Source organism: Lacihabitans lacunae (genome assembly GCF_042649125.1).
Taxonomy (GTDB): Bacteria; Bacteroidota; Bacteroidia; order Cytophagales; family Spirosomataceae; genus Leadbetterella; species Leadbetterella lacunae.
This window is the reverse complement of the sequence record NZ_JBHRYQ010000001.1, coordinates 3,639,795-3,664,390: the sequence shown is the minus strand read 5'-3', so window position 1 is coordinate 3,664,390 and position 24,596 is coordinate 3,639,795. Positions and strand designations below refer to the sequence as shown.

The window sequence follows — 24,596 nt, the reverse complement described above, 5'->3', positions numbered from 1 at the left end:
CAGTAGGCTTAATAAAAGTGGTTTTAGCATCTGTGTATTTTGGTTAATGGGGTTTTTGTTTTAAAATCAATTTTTATAGTTCCTTATATTTTTTTACTACTTACAATTATGTAGTACTTAATCTCGGAAAACAAACATGGCATACTGTTATTCAATTTATACTTTGTGTTCATTTTCTTTTTATTTCAAAATTACTTTCGACACTCAAAGACTTCATTACACACCTACAAAGTCAATAGCCTTGATACAGAAAGATAATAACTTTTCACAAGAGTCTGCTTTTTATTCTCGATTGCTTTTTTAAATATTCCTTTATGACAAATACCCTGAAAGCAACTTAAGGGTTTATAATGAAATTTCGTAAAGACAAAAAATACTAGTATATTTTTTTTGATATCTCCAATAATTCTTCTTGACTGTGGCTATCTAAAAAATCAATAGTCTTGATGCATTTTTCGTACATAAAATAACCTTGAAATTTGCTCTCCACTTCACTACGGTAATAATCTCGTAGCTCATTGTATTTAGGGTTATTATTGAGTTTTGCTACTATTAAACCTTTAATTATTCGCCAACCTAAATCATCTAAATAAACTACTTTTTCGGTTGGGTTCTCGTTCAATAATTCATCAATAGCATCTACAGAATTGTATTTTTCAAAAAATGGAACGGCATATTCTTCATAAAACTTCCTTACAATTTTACCCCATTCAACTATATCTTCTTGGGTTTTGATTTTAAAACGATAGTTTAAATCGTTGAAATAACTTGCCGTGCTAGAACCGATTGTACTACCGTAACTATCTACAACATCTGTTACTTCTTCAATTTCATAAAGTATTTTTTGAATGGGTAATAAGCCTAATCCAATGTAACAACCAGTATTAAACTCATCAATATAATTAGCTACACCATAACCTAATCTCAAAACAATTTGATTATCGATTAACACGAAAACACAACCTTGTGAATCTGTTTTAGATTTATAACCCAATGGTTTTAAAAAACTTTCAAACTCCTTTTTCAGTTCTTTTTTTACTTCGCTATAATTCATTACTTAATTCTTGGTCTTATTAAATACTGTGTAAAATCGGTTGTATTTGTGTTTACCTGCTGTGCGAAGGCTTTTGCCTTCGCACGAGTGTATTTCGGTCTTTGACCGCCATAAAACATCCATTTTGCCATTTATTTATTTCAATTAAACTATTTTTCCATGTAAAATCAATTATTGGAACAGAAACTATGCAAACATCAATAATGCCTTCATTTCTTACATAATTTGATGCACTTGAATAAACATAATCAAAAGCTTTAGTTACAATTCTAGACCTCACGGGGTTCATATGAATATAGCGGAACGCCGCCCGATTTAGCTTTGTCCAAAAGAACTTCTCAGAAAATATTTCCTCTGGATGATTACCATATTCCCAAAAGCGAGGCGTCGCACCGTGAAACTTACTATTTCTGCTCTGGCTTTTCGCTGCAAAGCGGTACGCCGCCCCGGTCAACGTTTCAACATCCAATCAGACCTGCTTTCTGGCCCATTTTCAATTGTTTTTAATATTTCTTTTGCCGTAAATACCGGTCCGCCGGCCGCTTAAAAATCTCTTACTAAATCGGATAAATTCCCAGTTTCAATTTGGAAAATTACATGAATATGGTTGCTCATTATTACATATCCGTGCAGCATTAGTCCCTTTTGTTTTTGGCAAAATTTCAACCTATCAATTAATACATCACGATAAATTTTACGTGTGAATACGTAAAGCGAAACGTCGCACCGCCATCTACAACCGTAAATGTCATAAAATGTGGCTTACTTTGATCCCTTATTTGATATCCTCCTTTGTCCATATTTCTTACTTTAGCGATTTGTTTTCTGCGGCTACAAGCCGCAATTCACACGTACGAAGGCAATAGCCTTCGCACAGCGAGGATATACTTTGCAAAGCTTAGATATGTTCACACAGCTTGGAATTACCAATCAATTTTTTTAATTTTAAAATCTAGTGGTAAATTATATTTTTTATAAACAGACTTTGATAATTTGTATTCTTGAATTAAGAAATTTCCTGATTCATCTAACTTATAATCAAAAATCAAATACCGCCCGTATCCTTCCCCATATACAAAGCTTTCGATTTGAATTTTATCCATATCATAATAGAAATACTCTTTATGATTTTTGGCAGGATTAAAATCTTCAGGTTTGCTCAATTTGAGATCAATTTCTTGGTTTATTATTGGAACATTTACACCCAAACATCGACCGAAATCTAAGAATATGATTCCATTAGCCCAATTTTTGGAAGATATATAATCAGGCCATATATTTTTTTTGAAAGAGAAAATTAACTCATTATCATAGTATTCTTCTTCTAATACGTAAATACTATTTTTCTTAAGATTTGGAGGATAAATAAATTCTTTATCTTTAAGTTTAAAATTAGGCCTTTTTGGAATATAAATACCATAAGAATTATTGTACCCTTTTTCTATGCATGAAATAAGAAAAAAAGTAAACATAAGAGCAAACATCTTCAATTTCACCATCCTGTAAATTAATTTTTAGTTTTATCATAAGTCGAATATTGAATATTCGATTTAGAACCACCCCACATTACTGGAAACTGCCTTTGATCTTTAATAATGACATGTGCTATTCCATCTTGCAAATAAATAACATCTTGATTAGGCTCGCCCAAAATGCTTCCGTATTGAAATACCTCCTTGTTAACTAGTTTTTCTTTTCTTGAAAATTGTTTCAAGTCATCTTCCAGCTGCAAGTTTATTTCGGAAATAACCTTTGTCTTGAGGTTTGAATCACTTGAAAGCGGTATATAATTACCCTCAAATTGAGCATAAGAGGAGGTAATCATTACAAAAATAAAGCTGAGTGTTTTTACCATATTAATGGAATTGATATTGGATTACTAAGTCAATTTATTTTATCAAATTTCAAGCCAATTGTAACTTTTTACCTTTCCGTTTTTTTTGAAAACACAAATAAAAAGATGCTAAAAATACATCTATCCAAAATAACTGCTCCCCTTCGCCCCTTTCACAAAATAAAATTTTGATTTATTTTGCCTATTTTAGCTTATTAAAAACAGACCCGATGAAAACTATTAGACCTTACTATATTTTGCTTCTATATGCTATCATGGCTTGCACTTCTACCAAAGCACCAAAGCCTATTTATCCTTTGCCCAGTCTAGCCCAACAAAACTGGCAAGACTTGGAGACTTATGCCTTTATACATTTCACCACAAACACATTTACAGGTAAAGAATGGGGCTATGGCGACGAAAGCCCTGAGATATTTAACCCTACTGAACTTGACGTGGACCAATGGGCCAAAACCATAAAAGACGCTGGCTTAAAGGCTATAATATTAACGTGTAAACATCACGACGGCTTTGTGTTGTGGCCCAGCATGTTTACTGACCACTCCATAGCCAATAGTCCATATAAAAATGGAAAGGGCGACCTCGTAAAGGAAGTCTCTGAGGCATGCAAAAAGTATGGGCTTAAATTTGGCATTTACCTATCTCCTTGGGACAGAAATCGAGGCGATTATGGTTCGCCTGCATATGTAGCGTATTATAGAAACCAACTAAAGGAGCTGTTTGAAAACTACGGCCCGGTTTTCGAAATGTGGTTTGACGGTGCCAACGGCGGAGACGGTTACTACGGGGGCAAGAATGAGATAAGAAAAATAGACGGCAAAACATATTACGACTGGCCCAATACTATCGAGCTGGTTGAGCGTTTGGAGCCAAATATCTTGTTTTTTAGTGATGCTGGCCCGCACATCAGGTGGGTAGGAAACGAAAGAGGCCTTGCCGGAAAAACCAACTGGAACAACATAAGCACTGACACCCTATATGCCGGAAAAGCCGGAATAGAAAACCTACTAAACACCGGACATGAAAACGGCACCAAGTGGATTCCGGCAGAGGTTGACGTCTCTATTAGGCCGGGTTGGTTTTATCATGCCGAAGAAGATGTGAAAGTGAAGACTCCCGAACAGCTTTTCGAGATCTACCTAAGTTCAGTAGGTAGAGGTTCTAATTTGTTACTTAATATTCCGCCTGACAAGCGTGGTTTGATACACGAAAATGATGTAAAGTCACTGCTTGCTTGGAGAAAACTAATCGACGTAACATTTGCAAACAACTTAGCTATTGGCTCAGAGGTAACTGCAAGTACTACTTTTAACAAAAATCTAAATACTCAAAATTTAATAGACCAGGCCTCAAATACCTTTTGGGCAGCCAAAAAAAATAGCAAAACAGCTGAGGTAAGTATTAAACTAAAAGAAAGTACTACAGTTAATTACCTTGAACTTCAAGAATATCTCTCCTTAGGACAACGAATTAAGGCGTTTTCAATAGAAGTAAAACAAAACGGCATTTGGAATAAAATAGCAGAAGAAACTACGGTTGGCCACAAAAGAATATTGAAATTAAACGCTGCAGAAGTGTCTGAAATCAGAATAAAAATTTTAGATTCGAAAGACACTCCGATTTTATCAGAAATAAAAATATACTAACTATGGCATACGATGAATATTTAGGAGAACGCATCAGCTCCGTTTTGGAAAGAAAAAAAGTGCGTTTTTATTCAAAAAAAATGATCGGAGGTTTGTGTTTTTTAGTTGATGACAAAATGCTTTGCGGGATTCACATCGACAAAAAATATGGCGACAGCCTTTTGATGGCGAGGGTTGGAGAAAAAAACATGGAGCAGCTGCTAAGCCAACCCCATGTTTTGCCCATGGATTTTACGGGAAAACCCATGAAAGGATATGTTTTTGTGACGCCTGAAGGCTTTGATACTGACCAAGACCTAGAAAAGTGGCTGCAACTTTGCCTCGATTTTAACCCTGAAGCAAAAGCAAGTGCTAAGAAAAAGAAGCCTATTAAATGAGCTTTATATTCTACTTAGCTTAAACGACTTGTCCTCTTTTATTATCAAGGGCACTTTCTCTACTTTTACATTACTCGCCTCTAAGCCAAACCATTTGTCTTCGGGCGTGGTAAACTGCTTGATAAAGAAATAGGTTTCCATCACCACTTTATCGAAAAACGAAAACTTGTTTTCATTGGAAAGGTATCTTTCTAAAACCACAAACCTAAAGTCGCCCGTGATGTGGTGTTTTTCTAATGACTTGTATCTACTCAAAATATTAATTTCATTCGAGTTTTCGAGGTCATGCAAAACTTGTCTGAAGTATAAATCTACGCGTTGCTCAACCCTAAACCCTAGCTTAAAGTTAATTTTAAACACATAATCAGGCTCCACTTCGTCTACTTTATAACTCAAGGTATACGGCTCGTCAGTTATATCTACATGGATAAACCAATACATATAAGCTCTTTTGGGTCTTTTTTCTAAAATAGAATACATGACCTTTGACTCTATGTCAGAAATGCGATTGGCATTAGATAAGAATATGAGGTGCGTAGCATACCGAGCCACGGATTCGTCTTGACTGAGGTCTTTAAGTACAGGCAAAAATCTCTCAAGTTTCACAAAATCAATATGCTTGGTCCTGATTCTTTTAGATCTAAACCAAACCGTCATCAGGTAAGCAATACACAAGGCCAGCAGTAAGGAAACCCAACCGCCATGGAAAAACTTCAGAACGTTTGCCCAGAAAAAGCCAGTTTCTATCACCGAATAAAAAGCTACGAAAATAACTAACCACCAAACTTTAACCCTTTTAACATATAGGTAATATGTCATCAGAATGGTAGTCATCAGCATGGTAAGCGTTATAGCCAAACCATATGCTGCTTCCATATTACTCGATTTTTTGAAATAAAGAATAATCGCAATACATCCAAAATACAAAAACCAGTTAACCGAAGGGATATAAAGTTGTCCCTTTTTGTCGGTTGGGTAAAGCGACCTGACCTTCGGCCAAAAACCCAAACGGATGGCTTCTGAAATTAGGGTATAAGAGCCGGTAATTAATGCCTGACTTGCTATCACCGTAGCAAAAGTTGAAATAATGATTCCGGGCAAAAGAAACCAATCCGGAATAATTTCGAAAAATGGCTTGCCGTTACTTGCTGTTAGGTGTTCGCCAAGGTGGCTCAAAAGCCATGCTCCTTGACCAAAATAATTAACAACCAAACAAACTTTAACTATACCCCAGCTATAAAATATATTCATTCTGCCACAATGGCCTAAGTCTGAATATAGAGCTTCTGCTCCTGTGGTACATAAAAATACAGAACCCAATAACCAAAAAGCGTTATCATTGAAACGCATTAAATTAAAGGCATAAATGGGGTTAAAAGCAGCAAGAATAGAGGCATCTTTTAAGATTTGATTTAATCCTAAAATAAACAACATAGAAAACCAAACCAACATGATAGGTCCAAAGGCCTTCCCTACAAAACTCGTTCCTAGTCCTTGAATTAAGAAAAGTAGCGTAATGATGATAAGGACAATTGGGATAGTTTCAATGTTTGGATACACAATCTGAAGGCCTTCAATAGCAGAAGACACAGAAATGGGCGGCGTTATGATTCCGTCGGCCAATAAAGTAGCAGCACCTATAATAGCAGGAATGGTCAACCATTTCGCTTTTCTTCTTATAAGTGCATATAATGCAAGTATACCTCCTTCGCCTTTGTTGTCTGCCCTAAGCACTATCACTACGTACTTTACGGTAGTTTGAAGTGTCAGTGTCCAAAATATCAAAGAGAGAGAGCCAAGTATTAAGTCTTTAGAGATAACCTGGCCACCCACGATAGCTTGCATAACGTAGAGTGGCGAGGTTCCGATGTCTCCAAATATAATACCGAACGTAATCAAAATGCCACCTAAGGTAGCCTTATGATGATTTACTTGGTAGTTCATTTGTTTTTTAAAAGCCTAAAATCTTAGTCTTTTAAGTTGGATCTTTTCTTGCTATAACCAAAGTAGATAACCATACCTATAGCCATCCATAAAATTAGCCTTAACCAGTTTGTCCATCCTAGTCCATAGATCATAGCAAGACAAACCAACACACCTAAAATAGGAACTAATGGCACAAAAGGAGTTTTAAACTCACGTTTCATGTTCGGCTCAGTTTTTCTTAGTACAATTACGGATATACACACCAATATAAAGGCAAACAAAGTACCGATACTCGTCATGTCACCGACTATATCTCCCGGAACAAACGCCGCAAACAGACCAACTAACACCATAATTACTAAATTGGCTTTAAACGGAGTTTTAAACTTAGTGTGAATCTGAGCAAATGACTTAGGCAAAAGACCGTCGTGACCCATTGCATAAAATACACGTGACTGACCCAGAAGCATTACCAAGATTACAGAAGTAAATCCAGCCAAAATAGCTACCGTTACAAAACTTCCTAACCATTCGTAACCAATCATATATTTGTTAATAGCAAACGCTACTGAAGCCTCTTTTCCTCCGGTTCTAAAATCTTCGGTTGTTGCTACTCCTGTTAGTACATGTGAAAACAGCACAAACAATATGGTACAGATAATTAATGATCCGATGATACCTATTGGCATGTTTTTCTTTGGGTTAATGGTTTCTTGTGCTGCAGTACTTACGGCATCAAATCCAATAAATGCAAAGAATACAGTACCAGCGGCACCCAAAATACCTAATATACCTCCGAAATTATGAGCTACACCGTGCTCATCTGTAAATATTGATGGTTCGGGAATATAGTTTTCATGGTTTACAGGATTTATAAACTGCCATCCTACTAGAATAATCAATATTACAATTGCTACTTTAATTACAACTATGATATTGTTTACAAAAGATGACTCTTGAATTCCCCTAATCAAAACTAAGCTGATACCACAAACTATAAAAAGTGCCGGTAAATTGATAATACCAGATACGCCATCCATGGAGGTTTGCATTGGCGAATGACTCCACTCATAAGGAATAGGTGCTGCATGTACCACATTTACTAAAAAATCATTGAAATACTCACTCCATGCTATACCTACTGTGGCTGCTCCTACGGCATATTCTAAAATTAAATCCCAACCGATAATCCAAGCCAAAAACTCACCCATGGTAGCATAGGTATAGGTGTAGGCACTTCCGGCAATCGGAATAGATGAGGAAAGCTCGGCATAACATAATCCTGCAAAAACGCAGCCCAAAGCCGCGATTAAGAAACCGATAGTTACGGATGGACCTGCAGAGTTAGCAGCCGCTGCTGCAGTTCTTACAAAAAGGCCCGCTCCGATAATCCCACCAATTCCTAAAGCTATTAGAGACACTCCAGTTAAAGACTTCTTTAAGCTTTTGTCTGACTCTTCTGACTCTGAAATTAAGAGTTCAATTGATTTTTTTTTCCAAAGTGACATAGTATTTCTTTTCTATTTTAAATAAAATTGCGTCGAAAATAGACAATAATTTCAATTTAATCATAGTTATTGCAAAATTTAATATTTATGAAAAATCAATTATTGAGTGGTGCATTTTTTAAATAAAGAATCAAGCCAAAATCGATGTTAATATTAAAACCCTAAATTACTTCTGTAAATCAATCCTTTATCGAAATTCCCCGGTCTTAAAACATATTTTAACTTCAAAAACTAGAACACTTAAACAAGTATTTTAATATAAAATGCTAAACAAGAAAATGCATAATATTGGAAAAAAACTCCATTTTATTGGTGATAAATACCCAAAAGGGTATAAAACAAAAGCCTCCATGTAACTATTAATTTACAAGAAGGCTCTATAATTGAACGTCTTTTTTTTAAACGTGTGAAATACAGTCTTTTTTACTTCATTGCCGCAATGTAATTGACCAACATTGCTATAACCACAGACACAGTCATGCCTATTACCAACTTACCGAAGTCTTTGGCTATGATAGGGAAAAGCTTCTTAACCTTTCTATGTTTTGAAAGTGTTGTAATTGCCAACTCTCTTCCTGAAAGTAGCCCAATAAAAACCCATGTAGTAGACATAGGAATGGAGTTCATTTCTTTAAAATAAATTAAAATAACCCCATATACAAAATCAATGATGGTAGCTGAGCGGACATATTTAGTGTTGGTTTTGTTTAAAACAATCTTTTGAATTGAACCTCCACCTTCTTTAAAAATCAAAAACATAATGGCCGTAAAAAATACCAAAATCACGATTAGCAGCGTTCCAGAAATTTGCCTTGGAAGAAAAACCGAAATATTGGCCACATCGTGCGTTAGCCAACTCCACCAAAGAAACCCGGTAGAAAACCACTGGAGCCTTCGCCACATGGTTTTATTTTTGTCTCTGATGCTTTTTTTCTCGTCTAAAAACTTTGAGATTGCTATCCAAAAAATATAGGCTGAAATAGCTGAAACCCCGTAACCTATCATGGTTTTTACTAGCATTTCCTTAAAAACATCCATGCTGATGAAAGTAGCCAATATCAAAAATGAAGTAGAAACCGGGATACTAAATCTAGTTAAAATAATTAGTACTATCGGAGCTATGCCGTGGTACCACTTAACTTGCTGATAGGGGATTTTGGTTAGTCGTTGGTAGGATATATCACCGTCGTAAGTAAACCAGCTGTAAGTTATGGCTATGATTAAGCCCAAAGATGCAAATATGGCTAAGACATACCACTGAGTTTTTTTGTTAGATGACATCCAAGTGCCGAGCGTTTGGATGGAGTCATTGGCAATTACCGAATAAGAAGCTAACAAAAAGAATAAAATAGAAAATACGTTTTCCATATTACAGGATTAATTAAAAATCAAGGATATAATTTTTGGGATAAGAACTTAACTTAAATAAAAAGTTAATAAAAAAATGTGAAGGGTCTTCCATATTGGTAACACAAATATCGCCATTTTTTGACCAAAAATACCAAAACTGAAGTTATCAAATTGTTACGAAAATACAATGACTTCAAATAACCATCTACTAATAAGCTACTTATAACTAATATTGCCAAATTCCCAACTTTGCCTTTTGGGCCTTGATTTCTAACAAAGCGTAGGTTGTAGAACTCGAGTATTTTTTAAAATGAACCGCGAGTCCCGCTTTTACAAGTTCCTGATTTAATATTTTTCCATTAGGCAATACCACTTCTCCAATGAGCCTTCCGTAGCGGTCAAACTCATGGTTATGGATAATTTTTACGTTTTTTCTAAAACACAAATCCGAAGTGAATTTTTTAGCTTCTTGGTAATACGGTTTACCTTTCTCTGGGCAGTTGATATGAGCAAGTCTTATCCTCAAATTTTGCCCTTGCCTCCTTCCCGCTTTTTTATTGTTTGAAACTATCCTGAGCGTAATTGTATCGCCGTCTTGAATACCAACCACCTCAGATTGTAGCTCAGCGGCCTGAACCAGGAGTAAAACAGAAAGTATAAATGTGTAAAGCACTTTGTAAAATTTGATAGAATACAAAGCTAATAATTAATACCTAAAGGCCTTCCGCTTATCCTTATTTACCTCCTTTTAATAATTAAGTTTAAAAATATTTATTTTAATGAACGGTGTTCATTTTATTTGCACCGTAAATACATTTTAATTTTACCAATGGGCGTAAGCGATAGAAAGGAAAGAGAAAAAGAAGAAATGCGACGTAAAATTTTAGACGCCGCCAAAACTCTTTTTTTAGAGCTAGGATTCGAAAAAACCAGCATACGAAATATTGCGGACGCCATCGAGTATAGTCCGGGTACAATCTATTTATACTTTAAAGACAAAAACGAATTGTTTTTTGCTTTACATCAAGAAGCTTTTATGGTTTTGCTGGGTCAGTTTTCAAAAGTAACCCAAGTAGAAGACCCGCTGGACAAGCTTGTAGTAATGGGTAAAGAATATTTGACCTTCGCGTTTGAAAACCCCGAATTATACGACCTGATGTTTTTAATGTCGGCTCCAATAGAAACCCTCGACTGCTGTAACGAAATATGGATGGAAGGCATTCAAGCATTTAATTTAGTGACGCAAATAGTTACCGAATGTATAAATAAAGGATATTTCAAAGACCAAAACGCTGAGGATTTATCTATGACCTTTTGGGCATCGGTACATGGCTTGGCGAGTATCCACCTCCGAAAACGCTCAACGATGTTTTTAGAGTCCGAGAGGATCCCGAGACTAGAGCGGGCATTTGATGTATTGATAGACATGATTAAAAAACTATAATGAAAAAAGTACTAATTATAAACGGTCACCCTGACCCCGACAGCTACTGCTACGCGTTAGCAAATGCCTACAAAATGGGGGCTTTAAACGCCGGAGCAAGTGTAGAAACTATACACATTGGCACGTTGAATTTTAACCCAAACCTGGCATTTGGCTATTCGAAACGAACCGAGCTGGAACCTGATTTGCTCAAGGCCATCGACCAAATCAAAGATGCTGACCATTTGGTATTCATACATCCGGTTTGGTGGGGCAGCTATCCGGCCATCATGAAAGGTTTCATAGACCGTGTTTTTTTACCCGAAATAGTTTTTAGAAAAAAAGAAAATTCGTTGTGGTGGGAAAAATTCTTAAAGGGAAAATCAGCACGAATTATCGCCACTATGGATCAGCCACCATTTTACTATTGGCTAATAAATGGAGCACCAAGTCACCGCTCACTAAAACAACAAACGCTTAAGTTTTGTGGCATTTCGCCTGTTAGAACCACCTCTATTGGGCCTATTAGGCTTTCGACGGAAAAATTCAGAAAGGCAAAACTAGAAAAAGTAAAAATTTTAGGACTAAAATTAATTTAAATGAAAAACCTCATAAAAATAGAAGAAGTAGCCCAGTTTATACTCGGCATATTCTTTTTTTATATTCTGGATTACGCCTGGTGGTGGTTTCCAGTTTTGCTACTCACCCCTGACGTTTCCATGGCAGGGTATTTGATTAATTCAAAAATCGGAGCGTGGATATACAACTTTTTTCACCACAAAGCTTTGGCTATCTTTTTTATCTTGGCAGGATACGTGCTTTTTAATAATACATTGAGCCTCATTGGTGCTATTTTATTAGCCCACTCTGCTATGGACAGGATATTTGGCTTTGGCCTAAAACACGAAGACGGTTTTAAACATACACACTTAGGAAATATTTAATTTAAAAAAAATACATGAGAGATTTTATCGGAAAAGAAGCAAAAGACGTAAGCCCATCGCCATTCGGAAGATGGATTAATGGAAAAATGATCGCAATGGAAAGAGGTAAAACCGAATGCGAAGTTTTGATTAGACCCGAATTTGCAAACCCTGGTGGCATACTTCACGGCGGAGCTATCTCTGGCATATTTGACGAAGTGATGGGCGTAACCACATTTACCTTAGCAAACGATGGCTTTTACGTGGCAATTAACCTAAATGTCGATTTTTTGAAACCGGGTATTGTGGGTGAAACCGTTTTGGTTAAAACCGAAGTGATACGAGAAGGAAGAAACATGATTCATGCCGAAAGCAGAATGTATAACGCCAATGGAGCATTATTGGCAAAGGCAAGCTCAAATCTAGCTCTTACACAAATCCACAAAAAATGAAAAAAGCACTAATTTGCCTTTTCTTTCTTAGTTCATTTGGTTCTTTTGCTCAATCGCAAATTTTGGAGGAGTACATAGCCGAAGGCATTAGCAGCAGCCTGGCTTTGAAGCAGCAAAATCTGCAGTACGAGAAAACAGTGAAAGATATAGACATAGCTAAGTCCAACTTGTTTCCGAAAATAACGCTGGCTCCCACCTACTCGTTAGCGGCTGGTGGCCGAAGGCTCGAGTTTCCCATAGGTGACTTGCTTAATCCGGTTTATAATACACTAAATAAACTAACACAGTCAAACAGTTTTCCTAATGTAGAAAATGTAAATCAGCTATTGGCACCTAACAACTTTCATGATACCAAAGTAAGTTTTCAGTATCCGATATTTAACCCAGACATAAAAAATAATATCGCACTTCAAAAAGAAATGTTAGGCTCAGAAAATGCCAAGAAAATGGCCACTGAGTTTGAATTAAAATACAACATTGAACTGGCTTACATTCAATATTTACAAGCAACAGAAGCCATCAAAGTATATGAAAACGCCAGAGTACTTTTACAAGACTTAGTAGTTTTAAACCAAAAACTAGTGAACAATAAAGTGGCCCTAAAAGACGTGCTACTGAGCTCAGAATATGAAGTAGATAAGATAAATGAACAGTTACTTTCGGCACAAAAAAATGCACGAGTAGCTAAGGCTTACTTTAATTTTTTGCTTAATCAAGATTTTGAGAGGGACATAAAAATTGATTCTGTTTTTATAAAAGAAAGTCCAATAGTGCCTTCACTTTCGGTACTCAATCAATCCGCATTCGATAAAAGACCGGAGTTTGAGCAGCTTGAAAGTGGCCTTCGTATCAACAATCGCCTACTTACATTACAAGAAAAAAACGCTAAATCGCCATCCGTCTATTTGGGAGGAAACACTGGTTTTCAAGGCTTTGGATATTCATTTTCTAACCAAGCATATTTGGTTGCACAAGTTGGCCTTCAGTGGGATATTTTTCATGGAAATGAAAAGAAACACAAGATTCAACAGACCAAAATATCTAAATCTATTTTGGACACAAAAATAGAAGAGGCAAAAAATCAAGTAAGCTTTCAAGTAAATCAAAATTATGAGGAAGTAAAAAATGCCATGGATGGGTATTTGATTACCCAAAAAGGAAGTATAAAAACAGAAAAAATACTAGAGATAGTCAATAGCCGATATAAAAACGGCCAAGCATTATTTATAGAAGTAACGAAGGCCCAAAGCGATGATATCACGGCCAAGTTAAGTACCAATATTTCAAAATATAACATGTGGCTCAAGTGGGCGGGCCTTAAAAAAGTTAGCGGCATTTAAAAAAACATTATCATGAAAAATAAACACATACTTCTATCATTTTTAGCATTAGTGGCAATCTGGGGGTGCGGTTCTAAGGCACAGCCAAATGCGGCATCCAACGAAGAAATCCCTTCGGTGGCGGTGGCTACTATTCAGTCAGAAGAACTTTCAGACCAAATAATTGCTTCGGGGCTTTTAGCTTCAAAAACCGAAATAAAGCTGGCATTTAAAACTGGAGGCATGATTAGGAAAGTCTATGTGCAAGAAGGGCAGTCGGTAAAACAAGGGCAGCTTTTGGCTGAACTGGATTTGTCTGAAATAGACGCTCAAGTAAACCAAGCAAAACTTGGCTTACAAAAAGCACAAAGAGACTACGACAGAGTAAAGAAGCTTTTTGCTGACGAAGCAGCCACAGAAACCAACTTGAGCGACGCCAAAACAGGCTTAGATGTAGCCAATCAAACCGTAATAGCCGCAAGTTTTAACCAAAAACTTTCAAAAATATATGCTCCTACTGCTGGCAAAATCCTTCGTAAAGTCTCAGAGCAAGGAGAACTTGTAACGCCTTTTTCTCCTATTTTTATTTTAGGTGGTGGCAATGGGGCCTTTGTAGTAAACCTAGGTCTAACGGACAAACAAATAGTAAAAACTAAAATAGGAAACCCTGTTAATGTAACATTTGATGCCTATCCAGGCGAAAACTTCAAAGGAACTATCAGCCAAATAGCTCAAACGGTGAATCCGATGACGGGCACATTTGAAGTGGAAGTAACCTTAGCACCTAATTCAAAACAACTTATCTCTGGTTTTGTGGCAAAAGCTAGTATAAACCCTACAGGGAGCAAATCATCACTCATGATTCCGATTGAAGCACTAGCCGAAGCCGACGAAAACAAAGGGGTAGTATTTGTGTATGAACAAGGAAAAGCAATGCGTAGAGATATAGAGATTGGAGCTATAAATGGGGAGTTGGTGGAGTTAAAAAGCGGACTCGCTCTAAACGAAAAAGTGATAACCAAAGGGGGCGGTTTTCTTTCTGATGGCCAAAAGGTTATCGTGAGACCTTAATTTATCCTTCAGGTTGCACTATTCTATATTAAAAATCGAGATTAAACTGTTTTCGAAAATCCCTTTCCAATGAAAATAACCGAATTTTCAGTAAAAAACCACCAATTCACAATCATCATATTTGTGATGATATTCGCCTTGGGTTTGAGTTCATTGTTCAACATGCCCAAAGCCGAAGACCCCGTTTTAAAAGCGACGTTTAACTCTATAGTTGTGGTTTTTCCGGGTACCAGCCCTTCTGATATGGAGAAACTCGTAATAGAGCCCATTGAAGAGAAGATGTCAGGCATAGCCGATATCAAAAAAATGATATCTTATGCCAATGACGGCGTGGCAAGCGTAGTAATAGAGTTCACACACGATGTAGACGAAAACGAAAAAAGCAATGAAGTTTTAAGAGAATTAAATTCACTTAAGGGCAAACTGCCACAAGATATATTTTCAATCGAAATATTTAAATACACCCCAGAAACAGTAAATATTATACAAGGAGCATTAATATCAGAGACTGCTTCTTTTGCCAAACTAACCGAATATGGCGAAACCTTAAAAAAACAACTTACCAAAGTAAAAGACCTAAAAGACGTGGAGCTTTGGGCTAACCCCAAACAAATAGTTCGAATATCGTTAAACACCGACCGACTGGCTCAATACAAAATTAATGTTGGGAGAATAATGAGCCTCATTCAGTCGGAAAACATGAATATACCCGCTGGCTCAATAGAAATAGGAGACAGAAAAATTAACGTTAAAACTTCAGGTTCTTTTGAAAACTTGGATGAAATAAAAAATACAATAATTAGCACTTCGGGTACACAGGTAACCTACTTAAAAGACGTAGCTGAAGTAGAAATGGCCTATGAAGAAGAAAGCTATCTGGCTCGACTAAACGGCAAAAGGTGTATTTATATAACTGCTTCGCAGAAAAAAAACACAAACATTTTTGAAGTAAACGAAAAGGTAAGCCCAATTCTCGAAGACTTTGAAAAAACACTCCCACAGAACATTAAATTTGAACAGAATTTTGACCAAGCCAAAAGCGTTTCCAAAAGGCTTTTGGGCCTAGCTAGAGACTTTGGTATTGCCATAGTTTTGGTATTGATTACATTAATACCGCTAGGCTTTAGGGCTGCCGTAATCGTGATGATATCTATTCCGCTTTCGCTTGCAATAGGTCTTGCTGGGCTTGACTTCTTAGGTTATGGCATCAACCAACTGACCGTGGTGGGTTTGGTAATATCACTTGGTTTATTAGTCGATGACTCTATCGTTGTGGTAGAAAACATAGCTCGGTATATCCGAATGGGTCACTCCAGAAAAGACGCGGCCGTACAAGCTACCAAACAAATTAGCTTGGCCGTTTTAGGCTGCACCGCAACTCTCATTTTTGCGTTTTTACCCCTAACTTTTTTACCGGAATCTGCCGGTGATTTTATAAGAAGTTTGCCCATGGCCGTTATAACTACGGTTTTGGCCTCACTTTTTGTATCATTAACCATAGTTCCTTTTTTGGCAAGTCTTATAATGCCAAAAGAAGAAAAAGAGGAAGGAAATGCTGTGCTTCAGTTTATGACCAAAATTATAGAAGGCTCATATCGGAAAATTTTGCATTGGTCATTGACCAATCCATTTAAAACCATCGGTATTTCTCTAATCATTTTTGCCGCTAGTTTGGCTTTAATTCCGGTTATCGGAATCAGCGTTTTTCCAAAATCAGAAAAACCTCAGTTTCTTATAAATATTGAAACCCCACTTGGTACGGCACTCAATGTTACAAACGACGCCTCAAAATTTGTAGAAGCTACACTTTCTAAAGAGCCCATAGTAAAAAGCTATGCGGCAAATATAGGACGAGACAACCCCAGGATTTATTATAACATTTTGCCAAAAGGCGGTACATCAAGCAACTCAGCCCAGCTGTTTGTTCAGCTACAAGACCACATAGAAGTGCCCGAAAGAACCGCATTTATTCAGAAACTACGGGCCAAATTTGCCGAATATCCCGGTGCAAAAATTAAAGCCATCGAATTTGAGCAAGGTGCACCTGTAGAAGCACCTTTAGCGGTGCGGATTTTTGGAGAAAACCTAGACTCTCTACAAAAAGTAGCTTCTAAAGTTGAAAAAATATACAGAGAAACCGAAGGTACTATTTACATCAATAACCCGATAGCGGCCGTAAATACAGACTTAAGAATAGACATTAACAAAGAAAAAGCCGGTTTACTAGGGATTGCCACAGCAGAAATAGATAGAACTATCAGAATGGCGATTTCAGGATTAAACATGGGCACATATAAAAACCCTAATGGCGATGATTATGAAATGACGCTTACGGTGCCTCGCAACAAAAAAGTGGATTTAAAGGTATTTGAAAAAATCTATCTTGCCTCGCCTGCTGGCATGCAAATACCCCTTTCACAATTGGCCAACATAAAATTTGAAACTTCTCCCAATAGAATTCAGCACTATGACCAAGACCGATACACCAGTGTTACGGCTTTTGTGGCAGAAGGATATTTAACGCCTGAAGTGCAGGAGGAGTTTAAAACAAAACTTAGTAGACTAAAACTACCCAATGGCTACACCATAACCATGGCCGGAGAAGAAGAGCAAAAAAAAGAAACTTTTGGAGGAATAAGCACCATTATAATCATTACAATTTTCGGAATATTAGCCATCTTGATTCTTGAATTTAAGACTTTCAAAAGCTCCTTTATCGTGCTTTCGGTAATTCCACTTGGTGTTATTGGGGCTGTTGGCATACTGTATTTAACCGGAAATACGCTTTCATTTACAGCTATCATAGGCATAATAGCTTTGGCGGGAATAGAGGTCAAAAACTCCATTCTTTTGGTTGACTACACTAATTTTCTCCGAAAAGAAGAAGGAATGAACATAAACGATGCCATAGAAAAAGCTGGTGAGACTCGATTTATTCCAATCGTGCTTACCACATTTACGGCTATTGGTGGACTAATACCTTTGGTGATGGAGCACTCTCCTTTGTATTCTCCTTTGGCTTTGGTAATAATCGGAGGGCTAATTTCGTCGTTGATTTTAACCCGAATAGTAACCCCCGTTATGTACAAACTATTACCTCCGGCAGTTTAAGGATATCCCTGAAAAGTCTTTATTTTTTTCATAGTAAATAAAATATGAGGCTATATTTGGGGTTTAAAGTGATAAATATGAGGGCAATAAAAATACTTGGTTTTTTCTTTTTGATAAGTTTTGCAGGTTTTGGACAGATAAACTGGCAGCCAACTCTAGCTGAGGCATTTAAACAAGCCAAAGTCGAGAACAAACTCGTTTTGGTAGAATGTTTTCATCCGCAATGCTCGCATTGTATTTCTCTGAATCAAAACCTAGACGACCCCGAAATTCAAAGAGTTTTAAATGAAAAATACATCAATTATCGGATAGATATAAGCAATAGAATCCAATATCAAGAGCTAAAAGATAGAAACATCAGTCTGATTCAATGGCCTGTTTTTTTGGTTTTCAACAAAGAGGATTCTCTTACCAATTATGTAGAACCAACGGAATTGTTGGCTAGTCTCAAACTTCAACTCGCCAATGTGGAGTTTTCTTCAGATTTAAAATGTGACCGAGTAGGAATTGAAGAGCCAAACATAGACTTGCTAAGCAAATGCGGAGTTTATTATAGAATGACACAAAACATAGAAAAGAACAATGAGATGGCCAACTATCTTTACTTTTGGCTAAACCAAGAAAACATTGGCTCGGAAAAATCGTGGATGGTTTATAAAAAAAGCGTGTCGTCTTCTGATAATTTACTGGCCCAGTTTTGGCTACAAAACCTGAGTTTAGCCACCCAATATGAGAAATCAGAGAATGTGGTAAAAGAAATAATGGCGGCTCAGCTTCAAACCAAAATGATATCGCTCTACAAATCAGATAAACTAACGCCACAAGATGTAGTTACGCTTAAAGAAGAACTCACTAAAATCGGGGCTGACGAAACTAAGATTTTAAGCTTTACCTGGAACCTAGAATTAATTACATTGATTAAAAGTGGCGACTTCAAAAATGCCAAAATACTTTGTAACAAAGTCGTTAACCAATTTCCTACACCAGGGGCTTTCATTACGGTATTTAGGTTAATAAATGACCAAATGAATACCTCAGAGCTAAATAGTTTTTTTGAAGAAAATATTGAGGTTTTAACACAAAAGGCGGTAAAAAATCAAGAGTTAAGCAAAGAGCTTTTGCTACAATCGGCGAGATTTTATAGCAAAGCCAACAATCTTAAGGCATGCAGAGAATCTCTTCAAAAAGCCGCCGAACTGGGTTTTAACCAACAACAAGAATTCGAAGAAAAATATTGTCGTTAGATTAGCTCATAATAGTCTTCTATTTCGTGGGGAATGACCCTAAGTACACCCGCCAAAACCAAAAGTATAAGAGTGCGGCTGGCCACTTTTTTCTTTATCTCGGCAATTTCCGAAAACTGGTTTAGTGTCACTTTCTTATGTACATCTAAATACTCCATTAAAAGCCGCTCTTTGTCGCCAAAGTTAAACTTAAAGCCCTTCGACTTACTTTGGCCCTTAAGTATCTCTCTGACCTCTTTACTAGCCTGAATAGACTTATCCTCGTGCCTTACATAAACCTTTCGCTCGTCCGGATTTCCCGTTAAGTCCAAAAAATGAGGTTTCATCGGACTTGATTTAATCGTATATATCAAAACCGCCCGCTCCCCTTCTACCCTAATTTTTTCAATACTGTAATCCACCAGCGGATATATATACTTTTCTATGTTTTTGGTGATGATATACTCATCTTCGTCCACATACTTTAAGCCTTTAATTTCTAAGTCGTCGCTAACGCCCAATATAAGCTTTCCTCCAGACGTATTGGCAAAAGCCACCACCTCTCGAATTATTTTTTCGGGGTGATTACTCTTTAACTTAAACTCTATCCTCTCGCCTTCTCCTCGTTTCACAAGGTCTTTGAGCTCTTTAAAAGCCGGACTTATGTAATTCATCTTTTTTTACGAATGTATCTTCGTTTCTATAACCAAATATATAAAATAAATGTCTAGCACAATGCTCATTTATTTTAAAAAAAAAGTAACAAAAAAGGCATACCTCGCGGTATGCCTTCCTTTTAATTTAGTAAGTATCTTATCTATTAATTTACTTCCTTTTCAGGCGTAATTAATATTCATCTTCATTGAAGAAGAAATCATCCTTCGTCGGATAATCAGGCCATATTTCTTCTATATTTTCATATGGTTGACCATCATCTTCCAACTCTGAAAGATTTTCGATTACTTCGTTTGGTGCTCCTGATCTAATAGAGAAGTCTATTAACTCATCTTTTGAGGCTGGCCAAGGAGCATCTTCTAAATAGGATACAAGTTCTAGTGTCCAGTACATATAATCACCCGTTTAATTAATTGTTCGATTCTAAATTGGCTGCAAAAGTAAAAAAAACTTTTAGAGTTAAACGCAAAAAATGAAAAAAAATACATAAAATGTATCTAAATTATCGAAAAGAATAATAAAAGCCTGAAATACAAAGGGTTAATTTTTAGAAAAATGAAAAAAAACTCTTCTAACACCCTCGAAGTTTGCTGCTTTTCTTTAAAATCATGTAAAAATGCCGAAGCAGGCGGAGCTGACCGAATAGAACTTTGCGGTGGCCTTTTAGAAGGCGGCACTACCCCATCTTATGGCTTGGTAAGCAAAGTTTTGGAGGCTGTCAGCATTCCGGTTTATGTTATGATCAGACCACGAGGTGGCGATTTTTTCTATAATTCGGACGAAATAGAAACTATGCTTGCTGATATAACATTTTTCAACAAACTGAACCCTGCAGGTTTTGTTTTTGGCTGCTTAAATCAAAACGGAGATTTGGATTTAGAAAATATGAAACGCTTACTTTCGGCTACAAATGGCACACCCGTAACTTTTCATAGAGCATTTGATGTTTGCTCAAATCCACTTGACCTACTTGAGCAACTCATTGAGCTAAAAATAGAAAACATTCTGACATCGGGTCAGCAAAACTTGGCCATCTTGGGCAAAGAGCTAATTGGCACTTTGGTAAATAAAGCAAAAGGAAGAATACAAATAATGGTTGGAAGTGGCGTAAACGCTGAAAACATAAACTCCCTGATAGAAACCGGGACAAATGCCTTTCATTTTACAGCAAAAGAAAACTTACCAAGTGAAATGATTTACAGAAACCCAAACGTAAGCATGGGCCTTGATGGAGTAGATGAATACATGCTAACCGAAGCTTCGGAAGCTAAAATTAGAACCCTTAAAAGCCTTATTGAAAAACAATATAAAACGTAACGTTGTGCGTTTTCATTTTATCTACAAAACTATAGAAGTTCGTATAATCCGTATTAGGATTTACTATGTTTTTTAAGCCGTGCGAAAAGTGGACTTCAGGTGTTACCTTAAAGTATTCTTTAAAAATTTCGAGCCCAAAGCCATATTCTACCGAAAAATCCGAAGTTTTGGTAAGTTTAGTACCAGCCGACGATTTTTTATTCACCACGTTAGTTTCAAAACCATATTTTAATCCTCCGAAAACAAACATCCGAGTATTTCCACGCCTTTCTGACTTATACTTAACCTGCACCGGAACCTCAAACCAGGCTTTGTCGCCTTGTTTATAACTTTCGGAGTCGTTAACTAATATTTCACGGTTGTAGATTGATACAGAAAGAGGCGAAAACCTAAAATCGAAATAATCGTTTAGGTTTACATTTACCAAAGCACCTGCCTTAATACCCGTGGTGCTAGGCGAAGTTATAGAGTAAAACGTATTTGGGTTAACTGGCGAAAGATACGCTCTGTTGTATTTTATTTTATAATTAGTACTCGCTACACCCAAAAAGTACCCGAACCTTACTTTCTTTACGTCGTAATCTAACTGATATTGAAGTTTGTTTTGGCTAAAAGAGATATTCGAAGCACAGATAAATAGTGCTAAATATGTTATTTTTTGCCAATGTAAACGGAGCATATTCCAAAACTTAAGGGTGTAGCCGACGTGTTTTTATAACCTGCCTTCTCAAATATATTTAAAAAATCTTGCCCATCGGGAAAAGCCATCATCGATTCTGGCAAATAACTGTACGCTGAGCTATCTTTTGAAACCAAATTACCTATAAATGGAAGAATTTTAGTAGTATAAAACCAATAAAATTGCTTGAAAGGAAACATCTTCGGTTTCGAAAATTCTACTACCAAACACGTGCCACCGGGTTTTGTAACACGATACATGTCACTTAAGCCTGCCAACAGATTTTCGTAGTTACGAACACCAAATGAAACGATTACGGTATCGAAAGTATTGCTTTCAAAGGCTAGTTTTTCCGCATCACCTACTTGCATCTTTATTTTATCAGAAAGACCAAGGTTCTTTATTTTTTCAATACCCACATTTAGCATCCCTTCGCTCGGATCTACTCCAATAATTTTATCGGGATTCAATTGCTTCACTGCTTCTATTGCTAAGTCGCCTGTGCCTGTGGCAATATCTAAAATAAGCTTATTTGGCTCTTTGTTAATCATCTTAAGAGCTTTTTTACGCCAGTAGATGTCTATTCCGCCACTCAATAGACGATTTAGAAAATCATATTTAGGAGAAATATTATCAAACATTTCGGTTACCTGCTCGCTTTTGCGATTGTCTTTGTCTTTATATGGTACTACGCTCATTTTAATATTTTTTATTACTTAAACCCGCTACTAGGTTTAAAGTTTCGCTTTCGTCAAATACGCATTAATATTTTTTGCAATTGAAGGCCCTTCATACACAAAGCCCGAATACACCTGCACAAGTTTAGCACCTGCAGCAAATTTCTCCTCGGCGTCTTTTCCAGTATAAATACCACCTACTCCTATTATGTCAAAACTTCCCTTTGATTTTGTATGCAAAAACTCAACTACTTCAGTGGCTCTATGGGTTAGGGGTTTACCCGAAAGCCCGCCTGCTCCTATTTCTGCTACATCAGCATCGCTTGTTTGTAAATCTGCTCTCGAAAGTGTAGTGTTTGTCGCTATTACGCCAGCTATGCCGGCAGTGTTTACTATTTCTACGATATCTTCTAACTGAGTATCTGTAAGGTCAGGTGCAATTTTCAGTAAAATTGGCTTCGGCTTATCTTTTTGGCCGTTTTCGGTTTGCAAAGCTACCAATATCTCGGTCAAAGGCCCTTTTTCTTGTAGGTCTCTAAGACCAGGCGTATTGGGCGAGGAAACATTTACTACAAAATAATCAACATAATCAAACAATGCCCTGAAGGTAATTTGATAATCTGAAAGTGCGTTTTCGTTTGGAGTCAGTTTGTTTTTTCCAATATTACCCCCTACCAATATATCCGACTTGCGTTTTTTGAGGTTTTCTACCACTTTATCTACGCCTCCATTGTTAAAACCCATACGGTTTATTAGAGCCAAGTCTTTTTTTAACCTAAAAAGTCTCGGCTTGGGATTTCCGTCTTGAGCTTTGGGTGTTACGGTTCCTATTTCTATAAAACCAAAACCCAATGTGGCTAACTCGTCTATCCATTGGGCGTTTTTGTCAAACCCCGCGGCTAAGCCTACCGGATTTTTAAACCTTAAACCAAAAACGTCTCTTTCTAAACCCTCAGATTTAGAGTTAAAAGACGACTTAATTATATTCCCTATAATCGGCATTTTTAGGGCCGCAACTAAGGCTCCCATGGCCCAATAGTGAACCTTTTCTGGATCAATTTGAGACAAAACTGGGAAAACGATTTTTTTGTAAATAGACAAGATGCTTTTTTTTAGAAAAACAAAATTAATCCTTTCACTTTGCATTGACAAATATGTCACATTTTCATCAGACTCGAACTCGCATCGTTCAATTATTTATCAAAATAGTGCAATTTAATTAAACGCTTGTTTATTTGAAGTTTGTAACCGCTCAATAAAAATACCGCCATTCATAACTGATTTATAACCACTTAACTATTTTGATTTTTCTAAATTAGAAAATCTTGCAATTTTGCATAAAAGTAAATCTATGAAAATTAATAAAAACTTTGAACCATTTGAAAGTTTCCATAGTTTCTATCTTTGAAATGGAAAATAGAATTATCATAGCAGCCCAAGGTTTATTTCTTAGATATGGCATACGAAGTGTGACCATGGAAGACATAGCGAAGGAACTCGGAATTTCTAAAAAAACAATTTATCAGCATTTTTCTGATAAAGATAACCTCGTAAGTAGGGTTACTGACTATATGCTTAGCATGGAACAGACCAAAATAGAGGTAATTCAAAAAGAAGCGAAAAATCCAATAGAAGAGCAGGTATTTAACTCAACTATGATGCGTGAAATGCTCGAAAACATAAACCCCGTTTTGTTTTTTGACATAAAAAAATATCACCCAAAGTCATGGTCAAAATATTTAGTCTTCAAAAAAGTAATCTTAGAAACCGTTAAAAGAAACCTTATAAAAGGCATAGAGCAAAATTTATATCGTAAAGAAATAAATGTAGAGGTCTTATCTAAGCTTAGAGTAGAAACAGTCGACTTGGTATTTAACGAAGAATATTTCCCTGGAAAATTCTATAAAATACTGGAAGTGCAGCTCGAAAGTTTAGATCATTTTATGAGAGGAATTCTCACACCTGCGGGTTTAGAACAATACGAAAAAACAAGAATTGCAAATTAATAAT

The 24,596-nt window shown here is 36.6% G+C and carries 26 protein-coding genes; 12 read left to right on the top strand and 14 right to left on the bottom strand.

The window, feature by feature from the left end; genetic code table 11:
- Nucleotides 1-376: 376 nt before the first annotated feature.
- The 5 genes from ACFOOI_RS15840 to ACFOOI_RS15820 all read right to left on the bottom strand — a co-directional run bounded on the left by ACFOOI_RS15840 (nt 377) and on the right by ACFOOI_RS15820 (nt 2,909).
- A complete protein-coding gene (locus ACFOOI_RS15840) occupies nt 377-1,054 on the bottom strand; it encodes a hypothetical protein (protein WP_379838999.1) in 678 nt (225 codons plus the stop codon).
- A gap of 52 nt (nt 1,055-1,106) precedes the next feature.
- On the bottom strand, nt 1,107-1,523 hold the full coding sequence (locus ACFOOI_RS15835; protein WP_379838998.1) for a hypothetical protein: 417 nt from the start codon (nt 1,521-1,523) through the stop codon (nt 1,107-1,109).
- 205 nt (nt 1,524-1,728) lie between these two features.
- A complete protein-coding gene (locus ACFOOI_RS15830; protein WP_379838997.1) occupies nt 1,729-1,854 on the bottom strand; it encodes a hypothetical protein in 126 nt (41 codons plus the stop codon).
- Nucleotides 1,855-1,977: 123 nt separating this feature from the next.
- Entirely contained in the window at nt 1,978-2,553 is a 576-nt protein-coding gene (locus ACFOOI_RS15825; protein ID WP_379838996.1) for a hypothetical protein, read from the bottom strand.
- Nucleotides 2,554-2,561: 8 nt separating this feature from the next.
- Complete coding sequence (locus ACFOOI_RS15820; RefSeq protein ID WP_379838995.1) at nt 2,562-2,909, bottom strand: hypothetical protein; 348 nt, start codon at nt 2,907-2,909, stop codon at nt 2,562-2,564.
- Nucleotides 2,910-3,118: 209 nt separating this feature from the next.
- On the opposite strand from ACFOOI_RS15820, the gene ACFOOI_RS15815 reads away from it, so the two are divergent.
- A complete protein-coding gene (locus ACFOOI_RS15815) occupies nt 3,119-4,555 on the top strand; it encodes an alpha-L-fucosidase (protein WP_379838994.1) in 1,437 nt (478 codons plus the stop codon).
- A gap of 2 nt (nt 4,556-4,557) precedes the next feature.
- A complete protein-coding gene (locus ACFOOI_RS15810) occupies nt 4,558-4,932 on the top strand; it encodes a TfoX/Sxy family protein (protein ID WP_379838993.1) in 375 nt (124 codons plus the stop codon).
- 3 nt (nt 4,933-4,935) lie between these two features.
- On the opposite strand, the gene ACFOOI_RS15805 is transcribed toward ACFOOI_RS15810, so the two are convergent.
- The 4 genes from ACFOOI_RS15805 to ACFOOI_RS15790 all read right to left on the bottom strand — a co-directional run bounded on the left by ACFOOI_RS15805 (nt 4,936) and on the right by ACFOOI_RS15790 (nt 10,389).
- Nucleotides 4,936-6,876 carry a KUP/HAK/KT family potassium transporter gene (locus tag ACFOOI_RS15805; protein WP_379838992.1) on the bottom strand — a complete coding sequence of 647 codons (1,941 nt, stop codon included), beginning with the start codon at nt 6,874-6,876 and terminating at the stop codon, nt 4,936-4,938.
- Nucleotides 6,877-6,899: 23 nt separating this feature from the next.
- Nucleotides 6,900-8,366: an amino acid permease gene (locus tag ACFOOI_RS15800; protein ID WP_379838991.1), complete on the bottom strand. Its 1,467-nt coding sequence runs from the start codon at nt 8,364-8,366 to the stop codon at nt 6,900-6,902.
- Nucleotides 8,367-8,789: 423 nt separating this feature from the next.
- Nucleotides 8,790-9,734 (bottom strand): hypothetical protein, encoded by a 945-nt coding sequence (locus tag ACFOOI_RS15795; protein WP_379838990.1) that lies wholly within the window; start codon nt 9,732-9,734, stop codon nt 8,790-8,792.
- A gap of 208 nt (nt 9,735-9,942) precedes the next feature.
- On the bottom strand, nt 9,943-10,389 hold the full coding sequence (locus tag ACFOOI_RS15790; RefSeq protein WP_379838989.1) for a thermonuclease family protein: 447 nt from the start codon (nt 10,387-10,389) through the stop codon (nt 9,943-9,945).
- Nucleotides 10,390-10,584: 195 nt separating this feature from the next.
- Here ACFOOI_RS15790 and ACFOOI_RS15785 point away from each other — a divergent pair, with 195 nt between their 5' ends.
- The 8 genes from ACFOOI_RS15785 (at nt 10,585) to ACFOOI_RS15750 (ending at nt 19,259) form a co-directional block, all read left to right on the top strand.
- Nucleotides 10,585-11,160 (top strand): TetR/AcrR family transcriptional regulator, encoded by a 576-nt coding sequence (locus tag ACFOOI_RS15785; RefSeq protein WP_379838988.1) that lies wholly within the window; start codon nt 10,585-10,587, stop codon nt 11,158-11,160.
- Nucleotides 11,160-11,738: an NAD(P)H-dependent oxidoreductase gene (locus tag ACFOOI_RS15780; RefSeq protein ID WP_379838986.1), complete on the top strand. Its 579-nt coding sequence runs from the start codon at nt 11,160-11,162 to the stop codon at nt 11,736-11,738. The genes ACFOOI_RS15785 and ACFOOI_RS15780 overlap by 1 nt, the downstream gene beginning before the upstream one ends.
- Nucleotides 11,739-12,083: a DUF4260 domain-containing protein gene (locus tag ACFOOI_RS15775; protein ID WP_379838985.1), complete on the top strand. Its 345-nt coding sequence runs from the start codon at nt 11,739-11,741 to the stop codon at nt 12,081-12,083. It begins immediately after the preceding gene.
- A gap of 14 nt (nt 12,084-12,097) precedes the next feature.
- Entirely contained in the window at nt 12,098-12,514 is a 417-nt protein-coding gene (locus tag ACFOOI_RS15770; RefSeq protein WP_379838984.1) for a PaaI family thioesterase, read from the top strand.
- Nucleotides 12,511-13,854 carry a TolC family protein gene (locus ACFOOI_RS15765; protein WP_379838983.1) on the top strand — a complete coding sequence of 448 codons (1,344 nt, stop codon included), beginning with the start codon at nt 12,511-12,513 and terminating at the stop codon, nt 13,852-13,854. Before ACFOOI_RS15770 ends, ACFOOI_RS15765 begins: the two co-directional genes overlap by 4 nt.
- Nucleotides 13,855-13,866: 12 nt before the next feature.
- Nucleotides 13,867-14,904, top strand: coding sequence for an efflux RND transporter periplasmic adaptor subunit (locus ACFOOI_RS15760; protein WP_379838982.1), 1,038 nt, complete (start codon nt 13,867-13,869; stop codon nt 14,902-14,904).
- Between the two features lie 69 nt (nt 14,905-14,973).
- The gene (locus ACFOOI_RS15755; protein ID WP_379838980.1) at nt 14,974-18,015 is read left to right on the top strand and encodes an efflux RND transporter permease subunit; all 3,042 of its coding nucleotides are present in this window, start codon (nt 14,974-14,976) and stop codon (nt 18,013-18,015) included.
- Nucleotides 18,016-18,092: 77 nt separating this feature from the next.
- Nucleotides 18,093-19,259, top strand: a complete 1,167-nt coding sequence (locus tag ACFOOI_RS15750) for a DUF255 domain-containing protein (protein WP_379838979.1) — start codon at nt 18,093-18,095, stop codon at nt 19,257-19,259.
- Here ACFOOI_RS15750 and ACFOOI_RS15745 read toward each other — a convergent pair.
- Both ACFOOI_RS15745 and ACFOOI_RS15740 read right to left on the bottom strand, forming a co-directional pair.
- Nucleotides 19,256-19,912, bottom strand: a complete 657-nt coding sequence (locus tag ACFOOI_RS15745; protein WP_379838978.1) for an AlbA family DNA-binding domain-containing protein — start codon at nt 19,910-19,912, stop codon at nt 19,256-19,258. The genes ACFOOI_RS15750 and ACFOOI_RS15745 overlap by 4 nt on opposite strands.
- Nucleotides 19,913-20,084: 172 nt before the next feature.
- The gene (locus ACFOOI_RS15740; RefSeq protein ID WP_379838977.1) at nt 20,085-20,306 is read right to left on the bottom strand and encodes a DUF2795 domain-containing protein; all 222 of its coding nucleotides are present in this window, start codon (nt 20,304-20,306) and stop codon (nt 20,085-20,087) included.
- A gap of 162 nt (nt 20,307-20,468) precedes the next feature.
- Here ACFOOI_RS15740 and ACFOOI_RS15735 point away from each other — a divergent pair, with 162 nt between their 5' ends.
- Nucleotides 20,469-21,230 carry a copper homeostasis protein CutC gene (locus ACFOOI_RS15735; protein ID WP_379838976.1) on the top strand — a complete coding sequence of 254 codons (762 nt, stop codon included), beginning with the start codon at nt 20,469-20,471 and terminating at the stop codon, nt 21,228-21,230.
- Here ACFOOI_RS15735 and porT read toward each other — a convergent pair.
- Genes porT through ACFOOI_RS15720 form a run of 3 tightly spaced genes read right to left on the bottom strand, consistent with a single transcriptional unit; the run spans nt 21,205 to nt 23,681 of the window.
- A complete protein-coding gene (gene porT / locus ACFOOI_RS15730; protein WP_379838974.1) occupies nt 21,205-21,909 on the bottom strand; it encodes a type IX secretion/gliding motility protein PorT/SprT in 705 nt (234 codons plus the stop codon). The two genes, ACFOOI_RS15735 and porT, sit on opposite strands and share 26 nt — an antisense overlap.
- Nucleotides 21,882-22,607 carry a bifunctional demethylmenaquinone methyltransferase/2-methoxy-6-polyprenyl-1,4-benzoquinol methylase UbiE gene (gene ubiE, locus ACFOOI_RS15725; protein WP_379838973.1) on the bottom strand — a complete coding sequence of 242 codons (726 nt, stop codon included), beginning with the start codon at nt 22,605-22,607 and terminating at the stop codon, nt 21,882-21,884. Before ubiE ends, porT begins: the two co-directional genes overlap by 28 nt.
- A gap of 36 nt (nt 22,608-22,643) precedes the next feature.
- Nucleotides 22,644-23,681, bottom strand: a complete 1,038-nt coding sequence (locus ACFOOI_RS15720) for a quinone-dependent dihydroorotate dehydrogenase (protein ID WP_379840227.1) — start codon at nt 23,679-23,681, stop codon at nt 22,644-22,646.
- A gap of 314 nt (nt 23,682-23,995) precedes the next feature.
- On the opposite strand from ACFOOI_RS15720, the gene ACFOOI_RS15715 reads away from it, so the two are divergent.
- Nucleotides 23,996-24,592 carry a TetR/AcrR family transcriptional regulator gene (locus tag ACFOOI_RS15715; RefSeq protein WP_379838972.1) on the top strand — a complete coding sequence of 199 codons (597 nt, stop codon included), beginning with the start codon at nt 23,996-23,998 and terminating at the stop codon, nt 24,590-24,592.
- The last annotated feature ends 4 nt before the right edge of the window (nt 24,593-24,596 follow it).

What these genes read in the sequence shown, in the direction of transcription:
- ACFOOI_RS15840 (WP_379838999.1), bottom strand. Translation starts at nt 1,054, where the DNA reads ATGAATTATAGCGAAGTAAAAAAAGAACTGAAAAAGGAGTTTGAAAGT.
- ACFOOI_RS15830 (WP_379838997.1), bottom strand. Translation starts at nt 1,854, where the DNA reads ATGGACAAAGGAGGATATCAAATAAGGGATCAAAGTAAGCCACATTTT.
- ACFOOI_RS15825 (WP_379838996.1), bottom strand. Translation starts at nt 2,553, where the DNA reads ATGGTGAAATTGAAGATGTTTGCTCTTATGTTTACTTTTTTTCTTATT.
- ACFOOI_RS15820 (WP_379838995.1), bottom strand. Translation starts at nt 2,909, where the DNA reads ATGGTAAAAACACTCAGCTTTATTTTTGTAATGATTACCTCCTCTTAT.
- ACFOOI_RS15815 (WP_379838994.1), top strand. Translation starts at nt 3,119, where the DNA reads ATGAAAACTATTAGACCTTACTATATTTTGCTTCTATATGCTATCATG.
- ACFOOI_RS15810 (WP_379838993.1), top strand. Translation starts at nt 4,558, where the DNA reads ATGGCATACGATGAATATTTAGGAGAACGCATCAGCTCCGTTTTGGAA.
- ACFOOI_RS15805 (WP_379838992.1), bottom strand. Translation starts at nt 6,876, where the DNA reads ATGAACTACCAAGTAAATCATCATAAGGCTACCTTAGGTGGCATTTTG.
- ACFOOI_RS15800 (WP_379838991.1), bottom strand. Translation starts at nt 8,366, where the DNA reads ATGTCACTTTGGAAAAAAAAATCAATTGAACTCTTAATTTCAGAGTCA.
- ACFOOI_RS15795 (WP_379838990.1), bottom strand. Translation starts at nt 9,734, where the DNA reads ATGGAAAACGTATTTTCTATTTTATTCTTTTTGTTAGCTTCTTATTCG.
- ACFOOI_RS15785 (WP_379838988.1), top strand. Translation starts at nt 10,585, where the DNA reads ATGCGACGTAAAATTTTAGACGCCGCCAAAACTCTTTTTTTAGAGCTA.
- ACFOOI_RS15780 (WP_379838986.1), top strand. Translation starts at nt 11,160, where the DNA reads ATGAAAAAAGTACTAATTATAAACGGTCACCCTGACCCCGACAGCTAC.
- ACFOOI_RS15775 (WP_379838985.1), top strand. Translation starts at nt 11,739, where the DNA reads ATGAAAAACCTCATAAAAATAGAAGAAGTAGCCCAGTTTATACTCGGC.
- ACFOOI_RS15770 (WP_379838984.1), top strand. Translation starts at nt 12,098, where the DNA reads ATGAGAGATTTTATCGGAAAAGAAGCAAAAGACGTAAGCCCATCGCCA.
- ACFOOI_RS15765 (WP_379838983.1), top strand. Translation starts at nt 12,511, where the DNA reads ATGAAAAAAGCACTAATTTGCCTTTTCTTTCTTAGTTCATTTGGTTCT.
- ACFOOI_RS15760 (WP_379838982.1), top strand. Translation starts at nt 13,867, where the DNA reads ATGAAAAATAAACACATACTTCTATCATTTTTAGCATTAGTGGCAATC.
- ACFOOI_RS15755 (WP_379838980.1), top strand. Translation starts at nt 14,974, where the DNA reads ATGAAAATAACCGAATTTTCAGTAAAAAACCACCAATTCACAATCATC.
- ACFOOI_RS15750 (WP_379838979.1), top strand. Translation starts at nt 18,093, where the DNA reads ATGAGGGCAATAAAAATACTTGGTTTTTTCTTTTTGATAAGTTTTGCA.
- ACFOOI_RS15745 (WP_379838978.1), bottom strand. Translation starts at nt 19,912, where the DNA reads ATGAATTACATAAGTCCGGCTTTTAAAGAGCTCAAAGACCTTGTGAAA.
- ACFOOI_RS15740 (WP_379838977.1), bottom strand. Translation starts at nt 20,306, where the DNA reads ATGTACTGGACACTAGAACTTGTATCCTATTTAGAAGATGCTCCTTGG.
- ACFOOI_RS15735 (WP_379838976.1), top strand. Translation starts at nt 20,469, where the DNA reads ATGAAAAAAAACTCTTCTAACACCCTCGAAGTTTGCTGCTTTTCTTTA.
- porT (WP_379838974.1), bottom strand. Translation starts at nt 21,909, where the DNA reads ATGCTCCGTTTACATTGGCAAAAAATAACATATTTAGCACTATTTATC.
- ubiE (WP_379838973.1), bottom strand. Translation starts at nt 22,607, where the DNA reads ATGAGCGTAGTACCATATAAAGACAAAGACAATCGCAAAAGCGAGCAG.
- ACFOOI_RS15715 (WP_379838972.1), top strand. Translation starts at nt 23,996, where the DNA reads ATGGAAAATAGAATTATCATAGCAGCCCAAGGTTTATTTCTTAGATAT.